This window comes from Nocardioides kribbensis (genome assembly GCF_015070375.1).
Taxonomy (GTDB): Bacteria; Actinomycetota; Actinomycetes; order Propionibacteriales; family Nocardioidaceae; genus Nocardioides; species Nocardioides kribbensis.
Genome location: NZ_JADCLL010000005.1, coordinates 188769 through 212412 on the forward strand (window position 1 = coordinate 188769; position 23644 = coordinate 212412).

The window sequence follows — 23644 nt, forward strand, 5'->3', positions numbered from 1 at the left end:
TGCACGGATCGCCACCGTCTCTCGTGCGGCGGATGTCTCGTCCCTCGTCCGTATCGGTGGCCGCGCGCTCGCGAAGTCCCTGGCACTGATTGTCCCGCCGCTACTCGCCCTGGTGCTTACACAAGCGGTCGCTCATGCCAATGGACACCGACCAGGCTGGCTCAGCTCACTCCCCAACTGGATCGAGCAGAGTTCGGCGTGGCTCACGTCGCGTGTTCCACACACTTTCGATTCAGCCGCCTTGCCAACAGCGGCAATCGGAGTGGCCGGGGTGTTCGTCGCGGTCTACTTTGCAACGGTCACCTTCGTTGTCTCGACCACATATAAGGATGCGACAAAAAACCTGCGAGATCAGATCGTTCGCCAGCCTGAGTCACGCTGGTACGCGGCCTTCTTCACTCCGGCCGTTGTGTACATCGCGATGGTCCTGGCACTCCCTGTTATCGGCCGAACGGCAACCCACCTGACGCTGGTGGCCGCAGGTCTGTCCGCCGCGCTCGTCGTGCTCTCCTTCGGACGCATTTGGATCACGTTGTTCGTGCTGCTGGAGCCGACGTCTCTATTTCCCCAGATTCAGCGCGACCTCAATCGCTGGGTGCACCGCGCCTACAAACTCGGTAAGCGCAAGGCTCCTTCGCCCGTTGCGGTGCGGCGAGCCAATGCCCGCATCCGAAGCAATCTGGAGACGCTCAGCGACTTGGTCACTCTCATTCTCGACAGGGAGTACGAGAGGGCCGGGGATCGCGGAATCTCTGCTAGCTACGACCCCCGGGTCAAGTCCGCCGCAATGAACCTCCTGCTCATCTGGGAGTCCTACTCCCAGCGCAAGCACACGATACGAACCCTTCCTGGATGGAACCCGACGCGTACCCAGTCGAAGGACTGGTTCTTGTCGTCCCATTCGGAGGTGAGCGTCGCCTTGGCGACGGGCACCACGCTCGTTGGCACAGAGGTCGTGGACGACCTGTGGTTCGAGCGGTGGGTCGCCGACTTCGCCGAGCGTCTGTTGGCTGGCCGAGATCTGCGATCAATCGAGAGCGCCCTCCGTGGGTTACCGCCCCTGTCGCGAGCCCTCGCAAGTAGGGGACAGTTCGAAGAACTTCGACTGTGGCTGACCTCGACGACGTTCGCTGCCATGGCGTCAGTGGGCGAATACACGCGGGAGCAGGGAGCCATAGACGTCTCGCGCGAGGCTGGGCAGCCTGGGTCACGTCTGTCACGAGAGCAGCACTTTGCGCTCCCCGGCGAGGCAAGTGCACACAATCTCGTCGACCATGTCCTCTTGGAGTTGCTCAGTGCCTGCCTCGGATACATGGACTACTACGAACGCATGCGCCAGTTGATACCGGGCGTGGGCGCGCTCGTTGCCGACGCCTCAAAGCGCATCGTCGCAGGAAAGTTGGTCCTTGAGATCACCGCCAATCTCCGCGAGGCACTCGAAACTGAAGTCGACATCGAGGGCGAACGCGTGACCCCGGATAGCGCGCTGACTCAGCTCGTCTCTCGAGCGTTGGCCACCGAAGCAATCGATGAAGTGGAGCACCTCGTTTCGTTCCTGGAGAACGAAATCTGGCCGTGGGTTATCGAGATCGGAGGAACCCGGTCTTGGGCAGCTGGGTCCGCGCTCAGCCGCGCGACGGAGCTGACGGAGAAGCTCGGGACGATGCTTCGCTTCGAACGCCAACTCCTAGACGCGTGCGAATCCGTTCACATCGAGAAGGACGATCGCTGGCCCGACACCGATACGGCCGCCGTTGACAGACGCGCAGTGTCGCTCACAGAACGACTGGAACTGCCGGTTGCACGTCTCGCGGCGACCGTCGACTCGGCCCCTGATTCCGACCGGCCAGATCACTTCGGGTGGGCCTACTACCGAGCCCACGAGAACGTCCTGAGACAAGTACTCACGCGCGAACCTGGCGACCCAAACGAACTGCGTCAGAAGGTGGGGCTCCTCTACTGGGCCGGAGATGTCGCGACCCAGCGCCTGCTCGCAACGGTTCGCCGTCACGACCGGAGCGTGATCAACTCCTACGTCGCGGAGCCCTACGTCAGGTTCCTCCAACTGTGCGGCATCGCTCTCACCATGTCCGAGGTCACGCGAGAGCCCGCGATCTTCGCCCCGTTCGAGTCGCTTTGGGTCGGGCTCTTCACGGACGCCGAGCGGCCTACACAGCTGTTGGGGCGGGCGGCGGCAACCTTGTCCTCAGAGTCGGCACTATTCGCACTCACCCCGGGCGGCATCGAGCGCTCGAACATCGAGATCCGCGCCAACCAGACTCTCGATGAGTTGGGCGTGCCGAGAGGACTCTTCGATCTCGGCGGGTTCGGGTATGACGACGACCCGCAGCCAGAGTCCCTAACGGAGGAAGCGACGAGGATCCTGAGGTCGGTGCGATCTGGCCACTTTGAGGGGATGTTCTACGCACGCTGGCTGCGCCCGCGCGCGATTTCCGCAGGTGCCGAAGCGCCGACTGAGATCGAGCAGTATCTCCGCCTACTCGACATCGACGAGGAGGATAGCGATGCGTAGCGGCGAGAGCCCTCAGCCAAGACTCAGCGCACATCCCTGGAGTCTGTATCAGGCAGAACACCTCGCTCGGAGACGGTCCAGCTTTGAGCGCGGCGGCTTCTACACAGGCATGCTCAAGGACGATCTCCGGAAACAGCGCTACGCCTACGAGATTTCGTTGGCTCCAGTGGGTGCCGAGTGGTCCCGAGCATCCGAGGTGATGTTCGCCCTGCTGAACGACTTCAACCACACGGGCTACGACCGCGACCCGGCCGCCATCCTTTGCGATTTTGTCGATGGCCTACTTGAGGAGTCAACGGGCGGCAGGGACTTGCTTCTGGAGCTGCACTCACTCCCCGAGCAGGTAAACCGTGCGAAGTCGCGTCGTTTCGGCCGGCCAGGACCCTCCGAGGGGCAGAGCGAATCCCTACCGACCCTGGGGTTCATCCCCAACTGGTCGGTGAGACAGATGCGTTCCGGTCTCTCCCAAGTGTCACCTGATGCTGGCCAACCAGCGGTGATCATCCCGGGATCCCGCGTTCATCGACTTCGCCTTCGGAGTCCGAACCTCGGCCACTGGGCGCACGCAGTCCGAGAACTCAGGCAAGTCGATGCCACCAAGGTGATCGGGGCAGATGTCGACCGGCTGTCATGGGAGGGTTACTCGTTCTCCAAGGTTGTAGAAACGCAGAACCTCGCCGTTGCTGCGACCACGGCACCCATCGGATGGGACGGTCGCGGAACCTTCTCTGAGTTGGTCACCTCTCCGTACATGGCCTTCCGGCGACTCCGGTTCGTTCGATTCTGGGCGGAGGCGGTCCAGGACTCGGTCGCGTTTCTCAATCAGTTCACGAGTAACGAATCGCTCTACGGTTCCGATGCGTTCACGTTCTCGCTCTCAGGAGTGCCGGCTCCCCAGGACCTCACGGCGGCGATGCACGACATCCGAAGGGGTTCGCTGACCGTGGAGCAAGCGCACAACACATACTTCTTTCCGAAATACGCGAAGCGTCGGTCTGCCTCGCCCGACGAGGACTAGCCACCCGAACTTCCCGACGGCCGGCACGCTCGTCTGTCGCGGAAGTGTCGCTCCCTTGTCCGTCGGCGCGGACTGGTTCACCTTCGACCTCACGCGCGTCTCACCTGACCTCCGCCTTCCTTCCCCCTTCCGCCCTTTCCCTTCCCTTCTCCCTCCCCATCCCTCTCGCCCTCCCTCCGTCCCTCTCTCTCCTTCCTCGCCTCCCCGGTCCATCACCACGCTCTCCTCCTCCCCACACACCTCTTTCATCCACAGCTCGGGCGGTGGCCACTCGCGTTCTGCGCGCGTCCCTTTGGGATGTGACCATGACGCTTCACAAGCTCTCGGCGGGGTCGGGGTATGAGTACCTGACCCGACAGGTCGCCGCGCTCGACTCGACGGAGAAGGGCGCCACTCCCCTGGCCGACTACTACTCGGGGAAGGGCGAGTCGCCCGGGCGCTGGGCCGGCTCCGGACTCGTCGGCATCGACGGCCTGGAGACCGGCGACGTGGTCACAGCCAACCAGATGAAGCACCTGTTCGGCACCGGGTCGCACCCGCTCACGGGCGACCCGCTCGGGGCGGCGTACAAGACCTACGACAACACCGGCGTCGACGGGTTCAACGCCGAGGTCGCCCGGCGGATTCGGGTTTCGACAAGCTCAACCACCGAGGGCGGCTCAACCACCGGGGTGCCGCCGTACGACGTGGTCGCCCGGGTGCGCTCCGAGGTCGCGCGTGAGCGGTTCGTCGCCGACCACGGTCGAGAGCCGAATTCTGCACGGGAGCTGTCGGATGCGTTGGCTCGCTACTCCCGGCCACGACAGACGGCGGTGGCCGGGTTCGACCTGACGTTCTCGCCGGTGAAGTCGGTGTCCGCGCTGTGGGCCGTTGCACCTGCCGACCTCGCCCGGGCGATCGAGGAGGCACACGATGCTGCCGTCCGCGATGCGCTTGCCTTCATCGAGCGCGAGGCGGTCTTCACCCGCGAGGGGCGAAACGGTGCCCGGCAGGTCGAGACCCGCGGGCTGGTCGCGACCGCGTTCACCCACCGCGACTCCCGGGCCGGCGACCCCGACCTGCACACCCACGTCGCCGTCGCCAACAAGGTGCAGACGCGCTCGGGCAAGTGGCTGTCGATCTACGGCACGGTGCTGCACGAGCACGTCGTGGCCGCGTCGGAGACCTACAACACCGCGTTGGAGCGGCGGCTGGTCGATGCGCTCGGGGTGGTGTTCGTCGAGCGGTCGGGTGGCGCGCGGGACAAGCGGCCGGTACGGGAGATCGACGGAGTTCCTGCCGACCTGTGTGAGCGGTGGTCGGAGCGGCGCAAGGCGATCACGGCACGGCAGCGGGAGCTGGCGCGGGAGTTCAAGCGGGCGCATGGTCGGCCGCCGACGCCAGTGGAGGCGGTGGCGCTGGCTCAGCAGGCGAACCTGGAGACCCGGGAGGCCAAGCACGAGCCGAGGTCGGAAGCCGAGCAGCGGACGACGTGGCGGGCCGAGGCGGTTGAGGTGCTGGGCTCGGCGAGGTCGATCGACGACATGGTGTCCTCGCTCCCCCGCGCCGCGGCTCAACGGTCCGTGACGGCGTCCTGGATTCGCGAGGCAGCGGGGCGGGTGATCGCGGAGGTGGAGTCGCGGCGGGCGACGTGGCAGGTCTGGCACTTACGGGCCGAGGCGCAGCGGCAGGTGCGCGAGGTCGCCGTACCGGCTGATCGAGTGGCCGAGGTCGTCGAGTGGATCGTCGAGGACGCCCTCGGCCGGTTGTCGGTCAACCTCACCCCCGACGTAGACCCGATCCCTGAGCCCACCGGGCTGCGGCGCTCGGACGGCACCAGCGTCTACCGGCACACCGGCCGCGACCACTACACCAGCCGCAGCGTGCTGGAGGCCGAGCAGCGCATCGTCGCTCTTGCTGGACGGTACGACGGGCTGGCGTGGTCGGCCGATAAGGTCGAGCTGTCGGTGCTGGCCTCCGGACTTGACGGCGTACGGCTCAACCGTGGCCAGGAGGTGCTCGTGTCCGCGATGGCCACCAGAGGAGCGCGGGTGCAGCTCGCGCTGGCTCCGGCCGGGTCGGGCAAGACCACCGCGATGCAAGTCCTGGCGAGTGTGTGGACCGAGGGCGGCTGCAGCGTGCTCGGGCTCGCGCCGTCTGCGGCGGCTGCCGCCGCTCTCGCCGAGGCGACCGGGATGCCGTGCGAGACGCTGGCCAAGCTCACCCACGACCTTGCCCACGTCCCCGCCTCCGACCTTGTCGGCTCGATCGGGCCGGGCACGCTCGTCGTGATCGACGAGGCCGGTATGGCCGACACCCTCACCCTGGCGTCCGTCGTCGAGCTCGCGGTGGCGCGGGGAGCGTCGGTGCGGCTGATCGGCGACGACCGTCAGCTCGCCGCCATTGGCGCGGGTGGACTGCTGCGCGACATCGCCGCCACCCACGGTGTCATTCGGCTCGACGAGCTGGTGCGGTTCACCGACCGCGCCGAAGGTGAGGCGTCGCTGGCTCTTCGCGATGGCGACCGGGTCGCGCTGGGTTTCTACCTGGACAACGACCGCGTCCACGTCGGCGACGTGGCGTCGTGCCTCGACGACGTCTTCGAAGCGTGGTCACGGGAACGTGCCGGTGGGCGCGACTGCACGATGCTCGCGCCGACCCGCGAGCTGGTGCGTGAGCTGAACCTTCGCGCGCAGGCATCGCGCGGTGTTGTGGGCGGGTCGGTCGGTCTCGCCGACGGCTGCTCGGCGCACCGCGGGGACGTGGTGATCAGCCGACGCAACGACCGACGGCTCGGGGTCAGCGGCACCGACTGGGTGAAGAACGGCGACCGCTGGATCGTCACCGACGTACGCGCCGACGACGCCCTGATGGTGCGGCACGCCACGTCGCGGCTGCACGCAACGCTGCCCGCCGCGTACGTGAGCCAGCATGTCGAGCTCGGCTACGCCTCGACCGTTCACACCGCCCAGGGCATCACCACCGACGTCGTCCACGGGATCGTCACCGGCACCGAGGACCGACAGATGCTCTACACGATGCTCACGCGCGGCCGGGTCGAGAACCACGCCCACATCGTGCTCTCCGACGAGCCGACGCACGCGCTGCCGTCGCCGACGGTCGAGCGGGCGATGACGGCGGCCGAGGTGCTCGAAGGCATCCTCGCCCGCGACGGAGCCGCCGTCTCCGCCACGTCGACACAGGCCCGTGCCACGTCGCCCGCCGCGCAGTTGCAGGACGCCGTCGCTCGATACGCGGACGCAGTTGCGCTCGCAACGTCCCAGATGCGAGCCAATCCCGACCTCGCCGAGCCTGGCCCGCTCCCCTGGCTCGCCGGCATCCTTTCCGAGGCGGCGTCGCACTCGGCATGGGGCCCGTACCTCGCCGCCCGGTCCCGCCGAGTCTCGTCGCTCGCCGCCGAGGTCGCCGAGGATCCCGTGCTGCCGGAGTGGACGGCGAAGTACGACGACATCCTCACCCCGGAACTCAGGCGCGAACTGGCCGTCTGGCGAGCAGCCTCCGGCGTACCCGCCGACGAGCGAACGATGGCCGGGCCCGTACCGCACGACGACCGGGAAGTGGCGTACCACCGCAACCTCAACGGCCGGATCAACGCCGGCTACGGCGAGGCCGTGAAGGTCTGGGCCGACCGCATCGTTGAGTACGTCGGCAGGCGTGACGAGCAGACCGGAGAGCTTGCGAAGTACCTCGACCATCTTGCCCGCAAGGGCATCGACGCCGGGCGCCTCCTCCACCTCGCCGCCGCACGGAAGCCGCTGCCGATCGACCACCCGACCGCCGCGCTGTCCTTCCGGGTCAGGGACCTCGCCACGCCGCGGAGGCAGCGCCGGGCGGTGCCGTCGATCGAGCCCTTCCCGCGTCCGAGCCAGCGTCAGTCCGGCCCGTCGCTGGGGCTGTAGATCGGCGAAAGCCTCAACGCGGCAGATACGATAGGCCCATGTCCGAGACAGCAGCGCCTGCCCGAAAGCCGCTCAGCGGCCCCACGGGCCAGCGTGTGGCCGCCCGTCGTGGTGAGCTGCTCGAGGTGTTGCGCCGCCATGGCGTCACGAACCCCGAGATCTTCGGCAGCGCCGCCCGGGGCGACGACCGCGAAGACAGCGACGTCGACCTGCTTGTCGACTTCCCGGCCGGGACCGACATCATCGACATCATCGGCATCAAGCGCGAACTGGAAGACGTGCTCGGTGTGCCCGTCGACTTGGTGCCGCGCAACGGCCTCAAGGAGCGCGTGCGCTCACGCGCCGCGAAGGACTTGCTGCCACTGTGAGCCGCCCCGACGCCGACCGCCTCGATGACATCGCCACGGCCATCACGTCGATCCGCTCCCACCTCCAACATGGCCCGATCTCTGTTGAGATCGTCATGGACGCCGTCGCTATGCGACTCCTGGAGATCGGCGAAGCGGTGAAGGGACTCAGTCCCGAGCTGACAGCGACGGAGCCCGACATCCAGTGGAGCGACATCGCGGGCATGCGCGACTTCCTCGCTCACCACTACTTCGCGACGAATCCCGAGATCATCCAGCTCACGATCGACAAGCGCCTGGCGCCTCTCGCGGACGCCGTCGAGCGCTTGAAGGGCCTCCTGCCGCCGCACGGCTGACGGCTCACATCGCCAGGTGCCCGCGCTCGGCCTCCTCCCGCATTGCCTTGATGGCACCGGCTGCGTGACGACGGATCGAGCGGGAAGACATCCCATGGACTTCCTCCACCAGTTGCGTGACCGACGGCGTCATCAGCCCACCTCGACCGCGCCGGCCCGGTGCGTCGATCTGCTCGGCCGCGTGCGCCAGGTCGAGCAGAAGGTCGCGATCGCCCTGCGCCAGCTTGCCCGAGTCGATCCCGCGCTGGAGCAGATCGGCCAGGACCTTCCTGCCCGCCACCTCGTCGTCCGCGGGTCCGGCCGGGATGGACTCATCGAAGGCGTCGACCAGCACCGTCATCGCCCACGCCTCATCACGACGCTTGGCAAGATCGCCGACGCCGAGCTCGGCCATCGACTCCCGGTAGACCCGATCGAGGATCTTCTTCGCGACGTACCTGTCGTCTGCGGGATCGTGTTCGCAGATCTGGACCCAGAGTTGGCCAGCCACGACCGCGTCGATCTCCTCAGCCAGGCGGCTTATGCGGCCGGCGACTCGCGCGGCACCTGGCATCAGGAGCCACGCGAGCGCGACGTACGCCCGTCGGTCCCCCTCGGCAATCCTCCGGAGAGCCGCCAGCACTTGGTCGCGTCGGGTCGGCTCGGCGTCCTGCATCCAGCGCGGCAGGTCCTTCAGGTCGGCGACGTCCGGCAGCTCGTTCGACACCTGCCTCCATTGCGGCCACTCGGCTCGTAGTTCTCGCATATTCGGGGCGTTGATGTCGTCAACGCCCAGGCACTTGGCAACGCTCATCACGCTGCTCCTTCCTGTCCGCCCCGGGTTGGGTGACAGGTAGGTGTGCGAGTGTCCCCAGATCGTGGAATTTAGATCTGGGTAGATATGTACGATGCAGGTGTGACCAACTGGAGACCCCAGCCGAGGACGGTCATCGAGGAGGCGCGTCTCGCGAGCGGACTCGGCCAGGCCGAGCTCGCGGCCCTCGCTGGCACCTCACAACCAACGCTGTCGGCTTATGAACGGGGCAAGAAGAGCCCGGGCCTCGCCGTCGCGGAGCGAATCGTGAACGTCGCCGGCTGGAACATCGCGCTCCAGCCGCGGGTGAGCTTCACCGAGCACCCAGAACCGCCCGGATTCCGATTCCCGTTCACCGTCCCCGACCGGCTGTGGCGCCTGGAAGCCCCCGCATGCTTCCGCACGATCAAGTTCTTCGACCTCATCGACGACGACAACGACAAGTTCTGGTGGGACCTCTCCATCCGCGCGGACCGCAAGCTCGTCTACGAGCGACTCCTCACGTACGGCGACGAAGGAAGCCTGCGCCTCTACCTCGACGGCGCGCTGCTGATCGACCTCTGGAACGAGATGGAGGTGCCTGAGCCGATGCGTAGCCACTGGGCCGCGGTCGTCGAGGCCACGGTTCATGCGCCGATCCCAGTTTGAGCACGAGCTGGTCCGTCGCGACGAGGACACCAGGCGCACGGCGTTCGACGTCATCAAGCACGCCAACTCCTGACCAGCGCAGCCAAACAACCTGATTCGTCGGATGTGCCCACTACCGTTGGCCTGACCCGAGAAGCCCGAGGAAGTGGCGATGGACAACGAGATTCAGCTCGTCAGCGATGGCGATGGCCTTGCGGTCATCGGCGAGCCGAAGGCTGTCGAGAAGTTCTTGCGCGACGAAGGTGTCTGGGCGATGTCCCAGGGCTTTGACCTGCGACGGGTCAAGGCTCTCTTGGGTCTCGGCGCCGATATCGCACAGGCAGCATCTGAGCTTTCCGCCATTTCCGGGCGCTGGATCAAGCTGACGGAGGAGTCCGCCCGACTCGTCAATGAGCACGGTCTCATGGAGACTGACACGGACGGCGTCAGTCACCTCATGATCGGGGTGCCCGGCAGAGTGAAGAGCTGGCTCCAGACTGAGCAAAACATGGGGTCGCTGCTCACCAATCCCGCGGCGCTCTCTGGCGTGGCGGGGGTCATGGCACAGATCGCTGGCCAGCAGACGATGGCCGAGATCGTGGCCTACCTCGACAGGATCGATACCAAGGTCGATGAGGTCCTCGGCAAGGTTGACGACACTGTCCTGAAGGACATGCGTGGCGCACGCCTTCAGATCAGGCGGGCGATGACGATGCGGGACCGGGAGGGGCGCGTCACGGCCGACGCCTGGTCAGAGGTGCAGAACGCGTCGGGGAAGCTGGCAGATGTGCAGGGCTACGCACTCCTCCAGCTTGAAGCCATCGCCACAAAGATGGAGAGCCGCAAGAACGTTCGCGGGATCGCCGCGGCCGCCGAGGACGTCAAGCCTGAGGTCCTGAAGTGGTTGGCGGTCCTGGCTGACACCTTCCAACTCCAGGAGGCTTTCGACGTGCTGGCACTCGACAAGGCGATGGACGAGTCGTCGGAGGTGCTCAACGCGCGGCGGGAGGGCCTCGAAGCCGATCGAGCCGATCGCCTCGAGCTCATCACTGGGCACACCGCCGAACTGCTGGGGCGGATGGATACAGCGGTCGGCCGTGCCAACAAGCGGCTGCCGTTGACCCGCGACAAGTCGCTGTTCATCATCAACGCCGGGAACAGCGTCGCCGCCGATGTCCACGAATTCCTCGGGCTGCTGGGGGTCGATGCGGACCGCCGAGCATGGGAGCCGCGCCCCTTGGCGCCCGTTGTGGAGTTCGGGTCGAAGGCGATCCAGCAGAGTAAGGACAAGGGGCCGGCCGTCGTGGGCACAGCCGCCTTTGCAGCAACCGCAGTCGGCCTGGGGAGAAAGTACGGAGGCGGCAACCAGGCGTAGGGCGGCGTACTGCGTTCGTCGCGACTCCGCCAAATTCCGCAGGGATTCCGCAGGAGATCCGTTCGAGGCCGAAATCGGCCAACGTTGACCATTGCGCCAGATCAGCGTTTCCGCAGGTCAAACGGCATTTTCGGGAGATTGCCAACACCGGCCAACAGCCCCTACGGTGTTCGAGCTCTACTACGACATCTGAGCCACGTCGTCAGCACCAGGAGGGCCCCCGATCCGCACCACTGCGGATCGGGGGCCTTCTCACGCGCCGACCTGCCTGCCTGACGGCACCGGTCGCCCCACGCCGACCCCGGGCGAGGTCGACGCCTGCCACGGTCTCGGCACGCGACGGCGGAGCACTCGTCCGGCGCGCGCGAGGCTCGTCGGCGGAGCAACGGTGTCAGGCAGAAGCCACAGCGTTGATGCGGTCCACCACGGCACGGGCATCGTCGACCGTGAGGAAGAGCCGGGTGAACGGCGCTTGCGCACCGAGCTCCACGACGATGGTCTGCCCCCCAGCGCGGACGTTCCAGTAGCTCTTCTGCCCGTCCTTCAGGAAGGTACCGACCCACTTCGTCCCGGGAAGCGCGAGACCCGGGAGGCGCAGTCCCTTGCCCGCATGGGTGGCCTCAGGGTCGTACGTCGCCCCGCGCACCTGATCGGTGGGCACCACGATCCGGCGTCGCAGTCCCCAGAGCTTGTTCAGCCCGATCGGCTCGACGACCAGACGGCTGCTGTCGAGGGTGAGGTTGTTCTGCACGTCAGTCCTCCGATGGGTGGATGAGGGCCCGGGCGAGGAGTCTCGCGCCCAGGTCGTGGGCAGTGACGCCGCGTCGGTCCAGCTGGTCCGCGAGCAGGCCACGGACCTCGGGATCCCGAGGAGCGAGCTCGAGCAGCGCGACGAGCACGAGGTCCATGGCCACGTCGCCGCTCCGGTCCGTGACGACGTGGCGCAGGCAGGCGAGGAAGAGTCCGCGCTTGCTGCCGAAAGCCTGGTAGAGGCTGCCGCGGTGGAGTCCGGTGGCCGTGACGAGCTCCCCGACCGACGTCCCCTCGTAGCCAGCGACCAGAAAGGCGTGGGTGGCCCGTTGCACCACGTCGGCCTCGTTGAAGAGGCGGTTGCGTCCCACACCGCCACGATACCGATTGATGACCGATCGTTCCACAATTCCCGTGGTGGGCGACCTAGCCGCAGCCGGGCGCGCCGGGCTCAGTCCCGGACCCGACCGGTCTCGTGGGCCCACAGGGCGAGCTCGACGCGGTTGCGGGCGCCGAGCTTGGCCATGAGGCTGCCGAGATGGGTCTTCACGGTGCTGAGGCTGATGTGGAGCTCGCGGGCGATCTCGGCGTTGGTGCGCCCCCGGGCGACGGTGAGCAGCACCTCCTCCTCGCGCTCGGTGAGCGCGTCGAGCGGCTGGGCGGGAGGCGCCGTGCGGCCCGTGCCGGCGAAGGTCGCCAGCAGCCGGCGGGTGATGCTGGGCGAGATGAGGGCGTCGCCGCGGGTGGCGGCGCGCACGGCCTCGCCGAGCAGCTCGGGTCCGGCGTCCTTGAGCAGGAAGCCGGAGGCGCCGGCCGCCAGCGCGCCGTGCACGTACTCGTCGAGGTCGAAGGTGGTGATGACGACCACCGCGACCGGGTCCTCGACACCCGGTCCGGCCAGCAGCCGGGTCGCCTCGACCCCGTCGAGCACGGGCATCCTGATGTCCATCAGGCACACGTCGGGGCGCAGCTCGCGGGCCAGCCGTACGGCCTCCTGACCGTCGCGCGCCTCCCCCACGACCTCGATGCCCTCCAGCGTGCCGAGGATCAGGCGCAGTCCGGTGCGCACGAGGTCCTGGTCGTCGGCGACCAGCACGCGGATGCTCACGCCGGCACCCGTCGCGGCAGGGTGGCGGTGACGGCCCAGCCGCGGTCCGGGCAGGGGCCCGCCTGGCAGGTGCCGCCGAGGAGCTGGGCGCGCTCGGTCATGCCGGCGATGCCGAAGCCCGCCGGGGTGGCATCGGCGGCGCCGAGGTCGGTCGTGCGGGGGTCGGTGGTGCTGAGGTCGGTGGTGCTGGGGTCACCGTCGTCTCGCACGAGGAGGGTGAGGGTCGAGGTGTCACCGGTGAGGCGTACGTCGACCCGCGTGGCGTGGCGGGCGTGGCGCAGGGCGTTGGTCACCGCCTCCTGCGCGATCCGGTAGACCGCGGCGTCGATCGCCGCCGGCAGGCCGGCGACGTCACCGGAGACGCCGACCTCCACCCGCGGGCCGGCGGGCGAGGCCCCGGCCAGCCGCGCGAGGTCGGCGACGCCGGGCTGCGGGGCGTAGGCCACGGGCGCGTCGCTGCGCAGCACCCCCACCATGGCCCGCATCTCCGCCAGCGTGCGCGAGGCCTCCACCTCGATCACCCGCAGCGCCTCCAGCGGCGCGGAGGGGCTGGTCGCGGCGAGCGCGCGCCCGGCCTGGGCCTGCACGGCGATGGCCGAGACGTGGTGGGCCACGGTGTCGTGCAGCTCGCGCGCCAGCAGCACCCGCTCCTCCGACTTCGCCTGCGCCAGCCGCCGCTCCCGGGCGCCGTGCTGGGAGCGCACGGCCCAGCCCAGCACGATGGAGGAGACCAGCACGGCGTAGCCCCCGACCGCGTCGGCGAGCCCGGTCCAGCTGACCACCGCCGCCATCGTGGCCGGCACCAGGATGACGCCCAGACCGGCCACCGCCTCGCGCCCCGAGCCCCACCGGACGAGCGCGTAGGGCAGCACCAGGACGTAGAGCATCGAGTAGACGTCGAGCACGGGGGCGCCGACGGCGAGCAGGCCGAGGTCGACGACCGCGATCGTGCCGAAGGTCGCCGCCACCACCGCGAAGGGGTGCGTGCGTCGCCACAGCAGCAGAGGCGCGAGCCCGAGCGTCACCACCACCGAGAGCACCGGCGTCGCCAGGTCGGCACGCAGCGCTCCCTCCAGCAGGACGCAGACCACCACGAACGCCAGGAGCGCCCGATCGCGCCGGACGCGAGCCGGCGGGGCCGAGGGACGGGGCTCCTCCAGCAGGGAGCGCAGCGGGTTGCTCACCGGCCCAGCCTAGGGATCCGGCGCCGCGCGGGGACCGGCCGAAAGTCTGACCCGGCGCCCGGCCGAAGGCACGACGTACGCGCGGCCTCACGGCCGATGCCCCACGACCCCGCGCGCCGCCACGGTGGGGCTCTGGTCCTGCGCACCCGGCGCGGACCGTCCCAGGAGGCCACCATGCCCGCTGCACCAGACCGTGAGGGTCGAGCCCATGATCACCGTTGAGTCGCTGACCAGGACGTACGCCGGCGTCACCGCCGTCGACGACGTCTCCTTCACCGCCCGGCCCGGCCGCGTCACCGGCTTCCTCGGGCCCAACGGGGCCGGCAAGTCCACCACCCTGCGGGTCGTGGTGGGCCTGACCGCGCCGACCTCGGGGTCGGCCACGATCGACGGCGTCCGCTTCGCCGACCTGCCCAACCCCGGCCGCGAGGTGGGCGTGCTCCTCGACGCCTCCGCGCAGCACGCCGGTCGCACCGGACGCGAGACTCTCGCGATAGCCGCCGCCACCATGGGCCTGCCCGGCTCCCGTGTCGCGGAGATGCTGGAGCTGGTGAGCCTGACCCCGGCCGAGGCCAGGCGGCGCGTGCGCCACTACTCCCTCGGCATGCGCCAGCGCCTTGGCATCGCGGCCGCGCTGCTGGGCGACCCCCGGGTGCTCATCCTCGACGAGCCCGCCAACGGGCTCGACCCCGCGGGCATCCGGTGGATGCGCGACCTGCTGACCGACTTCGCCGGCCGCGGCGGCACCGTGCTGCTGTCGTCGCACCTGCTGCACGAGATCGAGGTCATCGCCGACGACCTGGTCGTCATCGGCGGGGGCAGGATCGTCGCCTCCGGCACCAAGGAGGAGCTGCTCGCGGCGGCCGGCACGCTGGCCCGCTCGGCGGCGCCGCGCGAGCTGGCCCACGCACTGGAGCTGGCCGGACTGCCCAGCACGCTCGCCGGCGACGGCTCGGTGCGCACCGACGCCGACCCCTCCCAGGTCGGGGCCGTGGCCCTGGCCGCCGGCATCGCCCTCACCGAGCTCCGCTCCGCCGAGGGCGCCGGGCTCGAGGACATGTTCCTCTCCCTCACCGCCGCCACCCAACGCGAAGGAGTCGCGGCATGAGCGCCACGACCGTCACCCCCACCACCACGACCGCCCCAGGAGCCGTGCCGGGCCGCAGGCCAGCACGCCCGGTCGCGACCAGGCGGCTCGTGGTGATCGAGCTGCGCAAGATGTTCGACACCCGCTCTGGCTTCTGGCTGCTGGTCGGCATCGGCGTCCTGGCGGTGCTCGCCACCGGGGCGGTCATCGTCCTCGCCCCCGACGACGCCGTCACCTACGACAGCTTCGCGACCGCGATCGGCCTGCCCATGTCGGTGATCCTGCCGATGATCGCGATCCTGTCGGTGACCAGCGAGTGGAGCCAGCGCAGCGGGCTCACCACCTTCACCCTCGTGCCCCACCGCTCACGGGTCATCGGCGCCAAGGCGCTCGCGACCCTCGTGGTCGGGCTGGTCTCGATGGCGCTCGCCTTCGCCGTGGGCGCCGTCGGCAACCTGGCCGGCTCAGCCCTCGCCGGCGTCGACACCGTCTGGGACGTCTCGCTCGCCGCCGCACCCCAGATCGTGCTGGGCAACCTGGTCGGCATGGCCATCGGCTTCACCCTCGGCGTCGTCCTGCGAGCCTCCGCCGCGGCGATCGTCGGCTACTTCGTGGTCTCCCTCGTCATGCCCGGGGTGCTCGAACTGCTCGGACTGGTGCGGGAGTGGTTCCTCGACCTGCAGCCGTGGATCGACTGGAACTACACGCAGGTGCAGCTCTTCGAGGGCGCCACGGACACGGCCGAGGAGTGGGCGATGCTGGCCTCGACCACCGCGCTGTGGATCGGGCTTCCTCTCGTCATCGGGCTGGTGACGCTGCGGCGGTCAGAGGTGAAGTAGCCAGCCGGAGCCGCATTTGTCGTGGGTCCTGTACGTACTCATGACCAAGTAACCGCGGTTGCTCAAACGCGGCTGACGGTCAGGTGATGGTCTTTGCGAAGGTGCGTCTCTCCGCCCCTAAGACGCGCGGCGCCTGAGGGACGTGTCGCTTAGCGACTGACTGCTAGATGTACTCGGCAGAGACGTTGGTGACGGTTCGGGTCTTGTGAAGGAGGAGAACCTCCCGGCTTAGTGGAGATGTCTAAGTCATCCGCTCGCCCAGGAGGTCCTCGTGGCCCACGCTAACGCTCGTTTGACTCTGCATGGCCGTCGTCTGCTCGTCTCCCGCGTGATTGACGACCGCAGACCTGTTGCTCACGTCGCCAAAGAACTCGGCGTCTCGCGCCAGTGCGCCCACCGCTGGATCGCCCGATTCCGCGCCGAAGGCGAGGCCGGCCTGCTCGACCGATCCTCACGACCGCACCACTGCCCACGCCGTGTCGCACCCGAGGTCGAGCAGCAAGTCCTCCAGATGCGTCGCGACGAACGCCGCGGACAGGACTGGATCGGACCCGAGCTCGGAATCCCCGCGCGCACCGTGGGCCCGATCTTGCGTCGACACCTGGTGCCGCTGCTGCACACGTGTGACCCGCTGACCGGCGAGGTCATCCGCGCGTCCAAGACCACCGCAGTGCGCTACGAACGCGACACCCCAGGCGACCTGGTCCACGTGGACGTCAAGAAGATCGGCCGAATCCCCAACGGCGGCGGATGGAAGGCACATGGTCGCGGCGAGCGCCCCAACTACAAACGCCGTGTCGGCTACGACTACGTCCACGCCGCGGTCGACGACCACACCCGACTGGCCTACGCCGAGATCCTCACCGACGAGACCGGAGCGACCTGCGCGGCCTTCTTGACCCGCGCCGCCGACTTCTTCGCCGAGCATGGCATCAGCATCCGCCAGGTGATCAGCGACAACGCCCTGAACGACACCCGCTCGCGCGACTTCGCCGACGCCATCGACTCGATCGGCGCCCAGCACATCACCATCAAGGCTCACTGTCCATGGCAAAACGGCAAGGTCGAGCGGTTCAACCGAACCGTCCAGACCGAGTGGGCGTACCACCAGGTCTTCCTCACCAACGACGAACGCGCCACAGCACTGGCGCCCTGGCTGGACTACTACAACACTCGACGACGCCACTCAGCCATCGGAGGCCTACCCCCGATCAGCCGACTGTCATGAACCTCCCTGCCGAGTACACCTAGAACCGCGGCGGCGGTTGGCATCGAACTGGGTGCGGTCATCTTGGACCGGTTCGATACCGAAAACAACGCCCGTCTGCTGTAGATCGACGCCGCGGCGGCCTAAGCACCGATGAAGACCCCGGGCCCTTCATCTCTCCCGAAGACCTAGCAACTGGCTCTCCGTGCCACACGCGGGCCGCTGGCCAGGCTATTACCTGATAAAAACCACCGGGGACGCCGCCTTGGCCGCAAGCGCTGAGACCAGTCAGATTCGTTGGAGGTACATCAACGACGAATTGGGGTTGACCGCCCTAACTAAGTACACAGACCCGCAGATGCAAGTTCATCGTCACTGGCGTTGCTCGATGCGCCTCGCCCACTGCGATCACCCTGACCATCATTGAGACCGGGCACATTGTCAGCCGAGATCGCGCCGGTTGCAACTCCCTTACTCAAGGGCTGGTCACGGCGAACGGTCTCCCATAGATTCTGAGCTTGGGGTAGCCATTCGACTCTACCAGGCTCCGCAGTAGAGTATTCGAATGGCACCGTAACAAATTTTACGTTATCCAGGCCGATGGAGTTGAAGCTGTACCCCAACTGTCCTAGTTGACGAAGAGATCCGAAGTCGGTCGTCAATGACGCCAACGCTGCCTTCAGGAATGAGATGACCCGAGTCGGCTTGGTAAGAGTGTCGCTGGAGACCACGCGTTGCGCCATGGCCGCAATGAAGGCCTGCTGCCTCTTGATACGCGATATGTCTGAACCGTCGCCAATATTGCGGACTCGCACGTAATTAAGTGCCTCCTGACCGGTAAGACTGCGAGTGCCCGCCGAAATCTGAATGCCATGCTCAGGGTCGGAAATGTCTTCCGGGATGCAGACGTCGACGCCCCCGATGGCGTCGACCATGGCCGAGAAGCCGGCGAAGTCAACAACTACATAATTGTCGATTCGAATTTCCGTCAGTTGCTCAAATTGCTGGATAGTGCAGGCGGCACCCCCAACAGAGTATGCAGCATTCCACATTGCATCTAGCTCACCTGGAATCGTGGATCCACTTTCCGAAGTACACGACGGCCGATCCACAAGAGAGTCGCGGGGGATGCTGATGCCGTATGCACTCTCGCGGTCACCCGAGAGGTGCATGAGGATTGTAGTGTCCGATCCCCCGCCGGTTTCATTGTCGATGGCGTTGTCGCCGGAGCGAGTGTCGTCGCCGAGAACTAAAATGTTGAGGGGCTCCTGCGGCGCTTCGACTTCTATCTTTTCAGGCCGGTTGGTCAGTTGACCGTCGACATCTTCTCGCGTGAACGAACTGTTCAATTCGCGATACAGCCACGCAGCGCCAAGGGCACTGACCATACCGAGCACCAGCAGAGTCGTTCCAATGACTTTGGCGACGGTGTGCCGCGTCTTGATCCGCGCGCGACGCGTCCCCACCCGAGGGTCGCCGGCACCAATCGCCGAAGGTCGGTCGCCGAGTTCCGCTGAAGCATCGTCACGTTGCCGTCTTGTGGCGCGCCGCTCAGTCACTGGCACTCATGAAACTGCCCCCGGAGGTTGCAAGACGCCGGTCGGTCCTGCGCCTGTAGCTGGAGGACGAGTCTAACCTGCGCTGGCCCGTCGAGTAGGTGCACTTAAGGTTTGCAGGGTGGTGCGCAGCAGCCCGGTCCGGCTCGGGACTGTGCAAAGACGCTGTGAGTTGCGTCGGCGACCTCAGGTTGCTGACGCCGCAGGTCATGGCGGAGCCCAACCTAATCGCTTCCATTCCGGTGCCGACGGACGCGGTCAAACCAGACCGCCCCGCCCGAAGCAGCGGCATCGCTACCTCACAGTACGAAGTGCGGTCCTCCCGCCCACGTACAACACGGCCTGACCCAGCGCGTTGGTCCGATGTCAATGGCTGGGTGTGACTATTGGTGACGTAGGTCTCGTGGGTGAAAATTTCGACGTGCAAGTGGATATCACTCGCATTTGCGATACGCCTCAACGAGCCATTCGCCACGTCCAATTGAATTGTTAGGCAAACGTCGCAGGCGCATCGCAACACCCCATCCACGAAGAGAACTTAACGAAACGAGCATCTGCGCAAAGCCCTCATTGCCCCCGCCGCTCTGGCAATGACCGGAGCCGTAATCGTCGGCAACATGCCGGCGGCCTCCGCGAACGACATGACCATCACCCTGCGAAACGGCGCGGTCGTCGGAAAATACATCGACGAGACCGACCAAATCTGTGTCAATAACGGACTGAACGCCTCCGTTGATGCATACGTTTATCTTCGTCGACCCGATGGGTCAATTCGGGCCGACGTCACCGACCCGACGGCTGGCGATGGAAAGCGCGCCTGCACCGTCAATCTGTCCATCCCCGAGGACGAGTACGGCTGGCGAATCGAACTTCACTACGAAAGCGACATGAAGCTCTCCGACCGCTTCTACACGTGATAACCCGGTTCGTTGAACACCGTGCCCCGTCCCGCCGATGCGGGACGGGGCACGGCGCAATTGCCGCAGATTGTATCCGTCTGTAGTTGGTATGCCCGACAGAGCAGTCCCGAATCCAGGCGCTTGCCCTCCTGCAAAACCTACAGACGATCTGGTCGACCAATTCGCGGTCCACATTCTTTCGTGATCGCCGCGCCGGACGCCGACTCTCTAGGAGTCCCGAGGCCCACGCATGGCGGACACAGCCGCGTTGCAGCCCCGTCAAGGCCGAGCGCAACTCCTCCCCAAGACCCCAGGCCGTTGCTTCGCACGAGCACCCCAAGGTCATGGAAAACGATGCTCACCCGACGGCGCCAAGCCGTCAGCAAGGGCCTGGAGACCTGCAGCCTCTGTTCCTATCGGGTGTCGACCACATATTCAGCGGTCGAACCATTCTCTAGAACTTCGACGCGTTTTGGCCGCGAGTCCAGGGGACCAATACGGACCGTCACCCGTGACGCGTCCGCAGTGCACAAGCCTCCTTTACTGCGCGCCACGACCACAATTCTTACGACGTTAGCGGTGCTACTCGACGTGGCTATGGCGCCACACGCCGAACTGTAGCTCGCGGAGCTAACGAACTCGAGGCGCCCAGTAGAGCCATCCCAGTGCGCTCGCGTAACGGTTACTCCGCTTTTGTCGAAAACAAGTCCGGGTTCCACAGCGACTCCGCTGATCACATCGGCCTGCACCTTTTCTTCGCCCGAGGAAGCTACTTGGCCTTGACCGGGAACCCCGGACGTCAGTTGATAAGCTGAACCGGAGACGACCGCTGCAGCAAGTAGGGCGCCGCATGCCAGAAGGTTGCGGTGCCGTGTGGAGCGACGGGAGAGGCGGAGCACTTCTTCCAGGGGCGGCGAACTCACCGGCGACTCGATCAACGCGTCACGCCATGCGCGGACATGTTCCTCTCCCTCACCGCCGCCACCCAACGCGAAGGAGTCGCGGCATGAGCGCCACGACCGTCACCCCGACCACCACGCCCGCCCCGGGGGCCGTGCTGGGCCGCAGGACTACGCGCCCGGTCCCGACCAGGCGGCTCGTGGTGATCGAGCTGCGCAAGATGTTCGACACCCGCTCTGGCTTCTGGCTGCTGGTCGGCATCGGCGTCCTGGCGGTGCTCGCCACCGGGGCGGTCATCGTCCTCGCCCCCGACGACGCCGTCACCTACGACAGCTTCGCGACCGCGATCGGCCTGCCCATGTCGGTGATCCTGCCGATGATCGCGATCCTGTCGGTGACCAGCGAGTGGAGCCAGCGCAGCGGGCTCACCACCTTCACCCTCGTGCCCCACCGCTCACGGGTCATCGGCGCCAAGGCGCTCGCGACCCTCGTGGTCGGGCTGGTCTCGATGGCGCTCGCCTTCGCCGTGGGCGCCGTCGGCAACCTGGCCGGCTCAGCCCTCGCCGGCGTCGACACCGTCTGGGACGTCTCGCTCGCCGCCGCACCCCAGATCGTGCTGGGCAACCTGGTCGGCATGGCCATCGGCTTCACCCTCGGCGTCGTCCTGCGAGCCTCCGCCGCGGCGATCGTCGGCTACTTCGTGGTCTCCCTCGTCATGCCCGGGGTGCTCGAACTGCTCGGACTGGTGCGGGAGTGGTTCCTCGACCTGCAGCCGTGGATCGACTGGAACTACACGCAGGTGCAGCTCTTCGAGGGCGCCACGGACACGGCCGAGGAGTGGGCGATGCTGGCCTCGACCACAGCGCTGTGGATCGTGCTGCCTCTCGTCATCGGGCTGGTGACGCTGCGGCGGTCAGAGGTGAAGTAGCCCGTCGAGGGGGCGGTGTCCCAGGCCCTGCGGGCGGCGCGAGAGGTGCCCGTTCCCGGACTAGGCTGAGCCCCATGGCGGCCGGCGCGACGATGCACACGTTTCAAGTCGAGTTGGCCGACACGGATCGCGGCGTCTACGAGGAGTTCACGCTGCGCGCGGCGCGGCACCCGTCAGAGACCGAGGCGTACCTCGTGACGCGCGTGCTCGCCTACTGTCTCGAGCACGAAGAGGGCATTGCATTCAGCGAGGGCATCTCGGCGACCGACGCCCCGGCAGTGCTGGTCCGGGACCTGAGCGGGAAGCTGCTCGCTTGGATCGAGGTCGGCGCACCGGATGCCGCGCGGCTTCACACGGGCAGCAAGGCTGCCGAGCGCACGACGATCTACACGCACCGCGATCCGGCCAAGGTGCTCGCGCAGTGGGCCGGGGCGAGGATCCACCGCGCCGGCGAGATCGTGCTGCACAACTTCGACCCCGGGTTCATCGATGCAGCGGTGGACACGATGGAGCGCCGCAACACGATGACGCTCACCGTCACGGAGCGGCAGCTCTACCTGGAGCTGAACGGCGTCCACCTCTCCTCGGCCGTGCACGACCACCCGATCAGTTAGCGGGAGCGACGGCCCGTTGCTGATGATGCTGACGCACGACCTCGAACGCGCGTCAATGCGCCGCTGACGACGCAGCCCGGGTGCACGTTCCGAGCGGGCGACGCCTCGCCCAAGTCCGTCGGCCGACCGGGGTGCTCGTCGATGCGGGGCGACTCCTGCGAGCCAGTGACGGCCTCACTCCCCCGGCGCGGCGCCGCGCATCGAGCCGCCCGTGAAGCGGCGTACCTCCTGGGGCCAGCCGCAGCCCTCGGCGACCCTGCCGGCCCACCGGCGGGCGGTCTCGTCGTCGGGGACGTCGATGATGGTCATGCCGCCCAGCCACTCCTCGGTGGTGGTGAACGGTCCGTCGGTCACGACCGGGGTGCCGCTGGTGGCGTCGGCGCTTGCGGCCTGCGCGAGGTCCTCCTCGAGTCCGCCGGCGAAGACGAGGACGCCCTGCTCCCTCATGTCGCGGACGACGGCGGTCGAGGGCTCGACGCGGGTCTGGTACCACGCCTCGTCGTGGTCGCCGACCCACTGCTGATTGAAGAAGATGAGGTAGTGCGGCATCTGTCGTTCCTCTCTGACGGCACCGGTCGCGGCCGGGGCGGGAGCGGCCTCGGTCCTGCGAGCCTCACACCTGCACGGCGCCGGCGCCACGACCTCGTGCCACGTCGTGGCACGTCGTCGCAGCGATCCGTCGTGAGTCGCCCCGCCCCGCGCCGGCGGCCCGTAGCCTGCGAGCGACACCCCACGACACGAAGGAGCCCCCATGCGCAGCAACCTGTTCGGCACCAACCTCGAGTCCGAGAGCGCGGAGCGCTTCACGCTGCAGAACCCCCGGATGCTCAAGGTGGCCCTCGACGGCGAGGTGATGGCGCGACAGGGCGCGATGGTGGCCTACCAGGGGCAGGTCGACTTCGCCTACCAGGGCGCGGGCGGCATGGGGAAGTTCCTCAAGAAGGCCATCACCGGTGAGGGCATGCCGCTGATGAAGGTCACCGGCCGCGGCGACGTCTTCTTCGCCGACGACGCCTCCGAGATCCACCTGGTCACCCTCGACAACGACTCGCTCACCGTCAACGGCAGCAACGTGCTGGCCTTCGACAGCTCGCTGACCTGGGACATCAAGCGTGTCGAGGGCGCCTCGATGATGGCCGGCGGCGTCTTCAACACCACCTTCACCGGCACCGGCACCGTCGCCATCAGCACCCACGGCGAGCCCGTCGTGCTCAACGTCGACGCCCCGACCTTCGCCGACATCCAGTCGGCGGTGGCGTGGTCGTCCTCGCTCAGCACCTCCGTACGCCGCACCGCGGGCGCCGGCGCCCTCATCGGCCGCGGCTCCGGGGAGGCCTTCCAGCTGGCCTTCAGCGGCCAGGGCTTCGTCGTCGTGCAGGCCAGCGAGGGCCGCACGGTCGCGCCGCACACCCACTGAGACCGGGCCACGACAGCGGAACGCAGCCGTCGGAGCTCGGCGGGCCCGGTCACCGACCGGGCCCGCCGGGCAACCCCTGCCGATGTGGTCGGACCACTGTTCACGGATCACGGTCGCCACACAGGATCGAGACCTGCCGTAGCCCGTCCGCCCCAGGGGTGAGGCGAGGGCAGCAGCCTAGGCAGCCCTCGCCCGTGCGTCGAGCCG

The 23644-nt window shown here is 67.5% G+C and carries 21 protein-coding genes; 14 read left to right on the forward strand and 7 right to left on the reverse strand.

Annotated elements, in window-relative coordinates:
- The first annotated feature begins 271 nt into the window (after nt 1-271).
- The 5 genes from IR170_RS12135 to IR170_RS12155 all read left to right on the forward strand — a co-directional run bounded on the left by IR170_RS12135 (nt 272) and on the right by IR170_RS12155 (nt 8153).
- Nucleotides 272-2533 carry a hypothetical protein gene (locus tag IR170_RS12135; protein ID WP_193664390.1) on the forward strand — a complete coding sequence of 754 codons (2262 nt, stop codon included), beginning with the start codon at nt 272-274 and terminating at the stop codon, nt 2531-2533.
- Between the two features lie 109 nt (nt 2534-2642).
- On the forward strand, nt 2643-3551 hold the full coding sequence (locus tag IR170_RS12140) for a hypothetical protein (RefSeq protein ID WP_193664392.1): 909 nt from the start codon (nt 2643-2645) through the stop codon (nt 3549-3551).
- A 305-nt stretch (nt 3552-3856) separates the two neighbouring features.
- On the forward strand, nt 3857-7450 hold the full coding sequence (gene mobF, locus IR170_RS12145) for a MobF family relaxase (protein ID WP_193664394.1): 3594 nt from the start codon (nt 3857-3859) through the stop codon (nt 7448-7450).
- Between the two features lie 38 nt (nt 7451-7488).
- Nucleotides 7489-7818: a nucleotidyltransferase family protein gene (locus tag IR170_RS12150; RefSeq protein ID WP_193664396.1), complete on the forward strand. Its 330-nt coding sequence runs from the start codon at nt 7489-7491 to the stop codon at nt 7816-7818.
- Nucleotides 7815-8153 carry a HepT-like ribonuclease domain-containing protein gene (locus IR170_RS12155; RefSeq protein ID WP_193664398.1) on the forward strand — a complete coding sequence of 113 codons (339 nt, stop codon included), beginning with the start codon at nt 7815-7817 and terminating at the stop codon, nt 8151-8153. The genes IR170_RS12150 and IR170_RS12155 overlap by 4 nt, the downstream gene beginning before the upstream one ends.
- 4 nt (nt 8154-8157) lie before the next feature.
- Here IR170_RS12155 and IR170_RS12160 read toward each other — a convergent pair whose 3' ends face one another.
- Complete coding sequence (locus IR170_RS12160) at nt 8158-8946, reverse strand: hypothetical protein (RefSeq protein ID WP_193664400.1); 789 nt, start codon at nt 8944-8946, stop codon at nt 8158-8160.
- 102 nt (nt 8947-9048) lie between these two features.
- On the opposite strand from IR170_RS12160, the gene IR170_RS12165 reads away from it, so the two are divergent.
- Together IR170_RS12165 and IR170_RS12170 are read left to right on the forward strand one after the other, a co-directional pair.
- Entirely contained in the window at nt 9049-9594 is a 546-nt protein-coding gene (locus IR170_RS12165; protein WP_193664402.1) for a helix-turn-helix domain-containing protein, read from the forward strand.
- Between the two features lie 151 nt (nt 9595-9745).
- Nucleotides 9746-10948, forward strand: coding sequence for a hypothetical protein (locus IR170_RS12170; protein ID WP_193664404.1), 1203 nt, complete (start codon nt 9746-9748; stop codon nt 10946-10948).
- 391 nt (nt 10949-11339) lie between these two features.
- On the opposite strand, the gene IR170_RS12175 is transcribed toward IR170_RS12170, so the two are convergent.
- From IR170_RS12175 to IR170_RS12190, 4 genes are all read right to left on the reverse strand, one after another.
- Complete coding sequence (locus IR170_RS12175) at nt 11340-11699, reverse strand: hypothetical protein (protein WP_193664406.1); 360 nt, start codon at nt 11697-11699, stop codon at nt 11340-11342.
- Between the two features lies 1 nt (nt 11700).
- On the reverse strand, nt 11701-12069 hold the full coding sequence (locus IR170_RS12180; RefSeq protein WP_193664408.1) for a TetR/AcrR family transcriptional regulator: 369 nt from the start codon (nt 12067-12069) through the stop codon (nt 11701-11703).
- Between the two features lie 80 nt (nt 12070-12149).
- Nucleotides 12150-12806: a response regulator gene (locus tag IR170_RS12185; protein WP_193664410.1), complete on the reverse strand. Its 657-nt coding sequence runs from the start codon at nt 12804-12806 to the stop codon at nt 12150-12152.
- Nucleotides 12803-13990 carry a sensor histidine kinase gene (locus tag IR170_RS12190; protein WP_193664412.1) on the reverse strand — a complete coding sequence of 396 codons (1188 nt, stop codon included), beginning with the start codon at nt 13988-13990 and terminating at the stop codon, nt 12803-12805. Before IR170_RS12190 ends, IR170_RS12185 begins: the two co-directional genes overlap by 4 nt.
- A 208-nt stretch (nt 13991-14198) precedes the next feature.
- On the opposite strand from IR170_RS12190, the gene IR170_RS12195 reads away from it, so the two are divergent.
- The 3 genes from IR170_RS12195 to IR170_RS12205 all read left to right on the forward strand — a co-directional run bounded on the left by IR170_RS12195 (nt 14199) and on the right by IR170_RS12205 (nt 17144).
- Complete coding sequence (locus tag IR170_RS12195) at nt 14199-15098, forward strand: ABC transporter ATP-binding protein (RefSeq protein ID WP_193664414.1); 900 nt, start codon at nt 14199-14201, stop codon at nt 15096-15098.
- Nucleotides 15095-15916, forward strand: a complete 822-nt coding sequence (locus tag IR170_RS12200; protein WP_193664416.1) for an ABC-2 transporter permease — start codon at nt 15095-15097, stop codon at nt 15914-15916. The genes IR170_RS12195 and IR170_RS12200 overlap by 4 nt, the downstream gene beginning before the upstream one ends.
- 271 nt (nt 15917-16187) lie before the next feature.
- The gene (locus IR170_RS12205) at nt 16188-17144 is read left to right on the forward strand and encodes an IS481 family transposase (protein WP_193664418.1); all 957 of its coding nucleotides are present in this window, start codon (nt 16188-16190) and stop codon (nt 17142-17144) included.
- A gap of 317 nt (nt 17145-17461) precedes the next feature.
- On the opposite strand, the gene IR170_RS12210 is transcribed toward IR170_RS12205, so the two are convergent.
- On the reverse strand, nt 17462-18682 hold the full coding sequence (locus tag IR170_RS12210) for an LCP family protein (RefSeq protein ID WP_319805046.1): 1221 nt from the start codon (nt 18680-18682) through the stop codon (nt 17462-17464).
- A gap of 638 nt (nt 18683-19320) precedes the next feature.
- Between IR170_RS12210 and IR170_RS12215 the strand changes: the two genes are divergently transcribed.
- From IR170_RS12215 to IR170_RS12225, 3 genes are all read left to right on the forward strand, one after another.
- Nucleotides 19321-19596, forward strand: a complete 276-nt coding sequence (locus IR170_RS12215; RefSeq protein WP_193664421.1) for a hypothetical protein — start codon at nt 19321-19323, stop codon at nt 19594-19596.
- 988 nt (nt 19597-20584) lie between these two features.
- Nucleotides 20585-21406 (forward strand): ABC-2 transporter permease, encoded by an 822-nt coding sequence (locus IR170_RS12220; RefSeq protein WP_193664423.1) that lies wholly within the window; start codon nt 20585-20587, stop codon nt 21404-21406.
- Between the two features lie 74 nt (nt 21407-21480).
- Entirely contained in the window at nt 21481-22020 is a 540-nt protein-coding gene (locus IR170_RS12225; protein WP_193664425.1) for a YaeQ family protein, read from the forward strand.
- 174 nt (nt 22021-22194) lie between these two features.
- On the opposite strand, the gene IR170_RS12230 is transcribed toward IR170_RS12225, so the two are convergent.
- The gene (locus IR170_RS12230) at nt 22195-22569 is read right to left on the reverse strand and encodes a YciI family protein (RefSeq protein ID WP_193664427.1); all 375 of its coding nucleotides are present in this window, start codon (nt 22567-22569) and stop codon (nt 22195-22197) included.
- Between the two features lie 202 nt (nt 22570-22771).
- Here IR170_RS12230 and IR170_RS12235 point away from each other — a divergent pair, with 202 nt between their 5' ends.
- Entirely contained in the window at nt 22772-23437 is a 666-nt protein-coding gene (locus IR170_RS12235; protein ID WP_056862646.1) for an AIM24 family protein, read from the forward strand.
- Nucleotides 23438-23644: the final 207 nt, after the last annotated feature.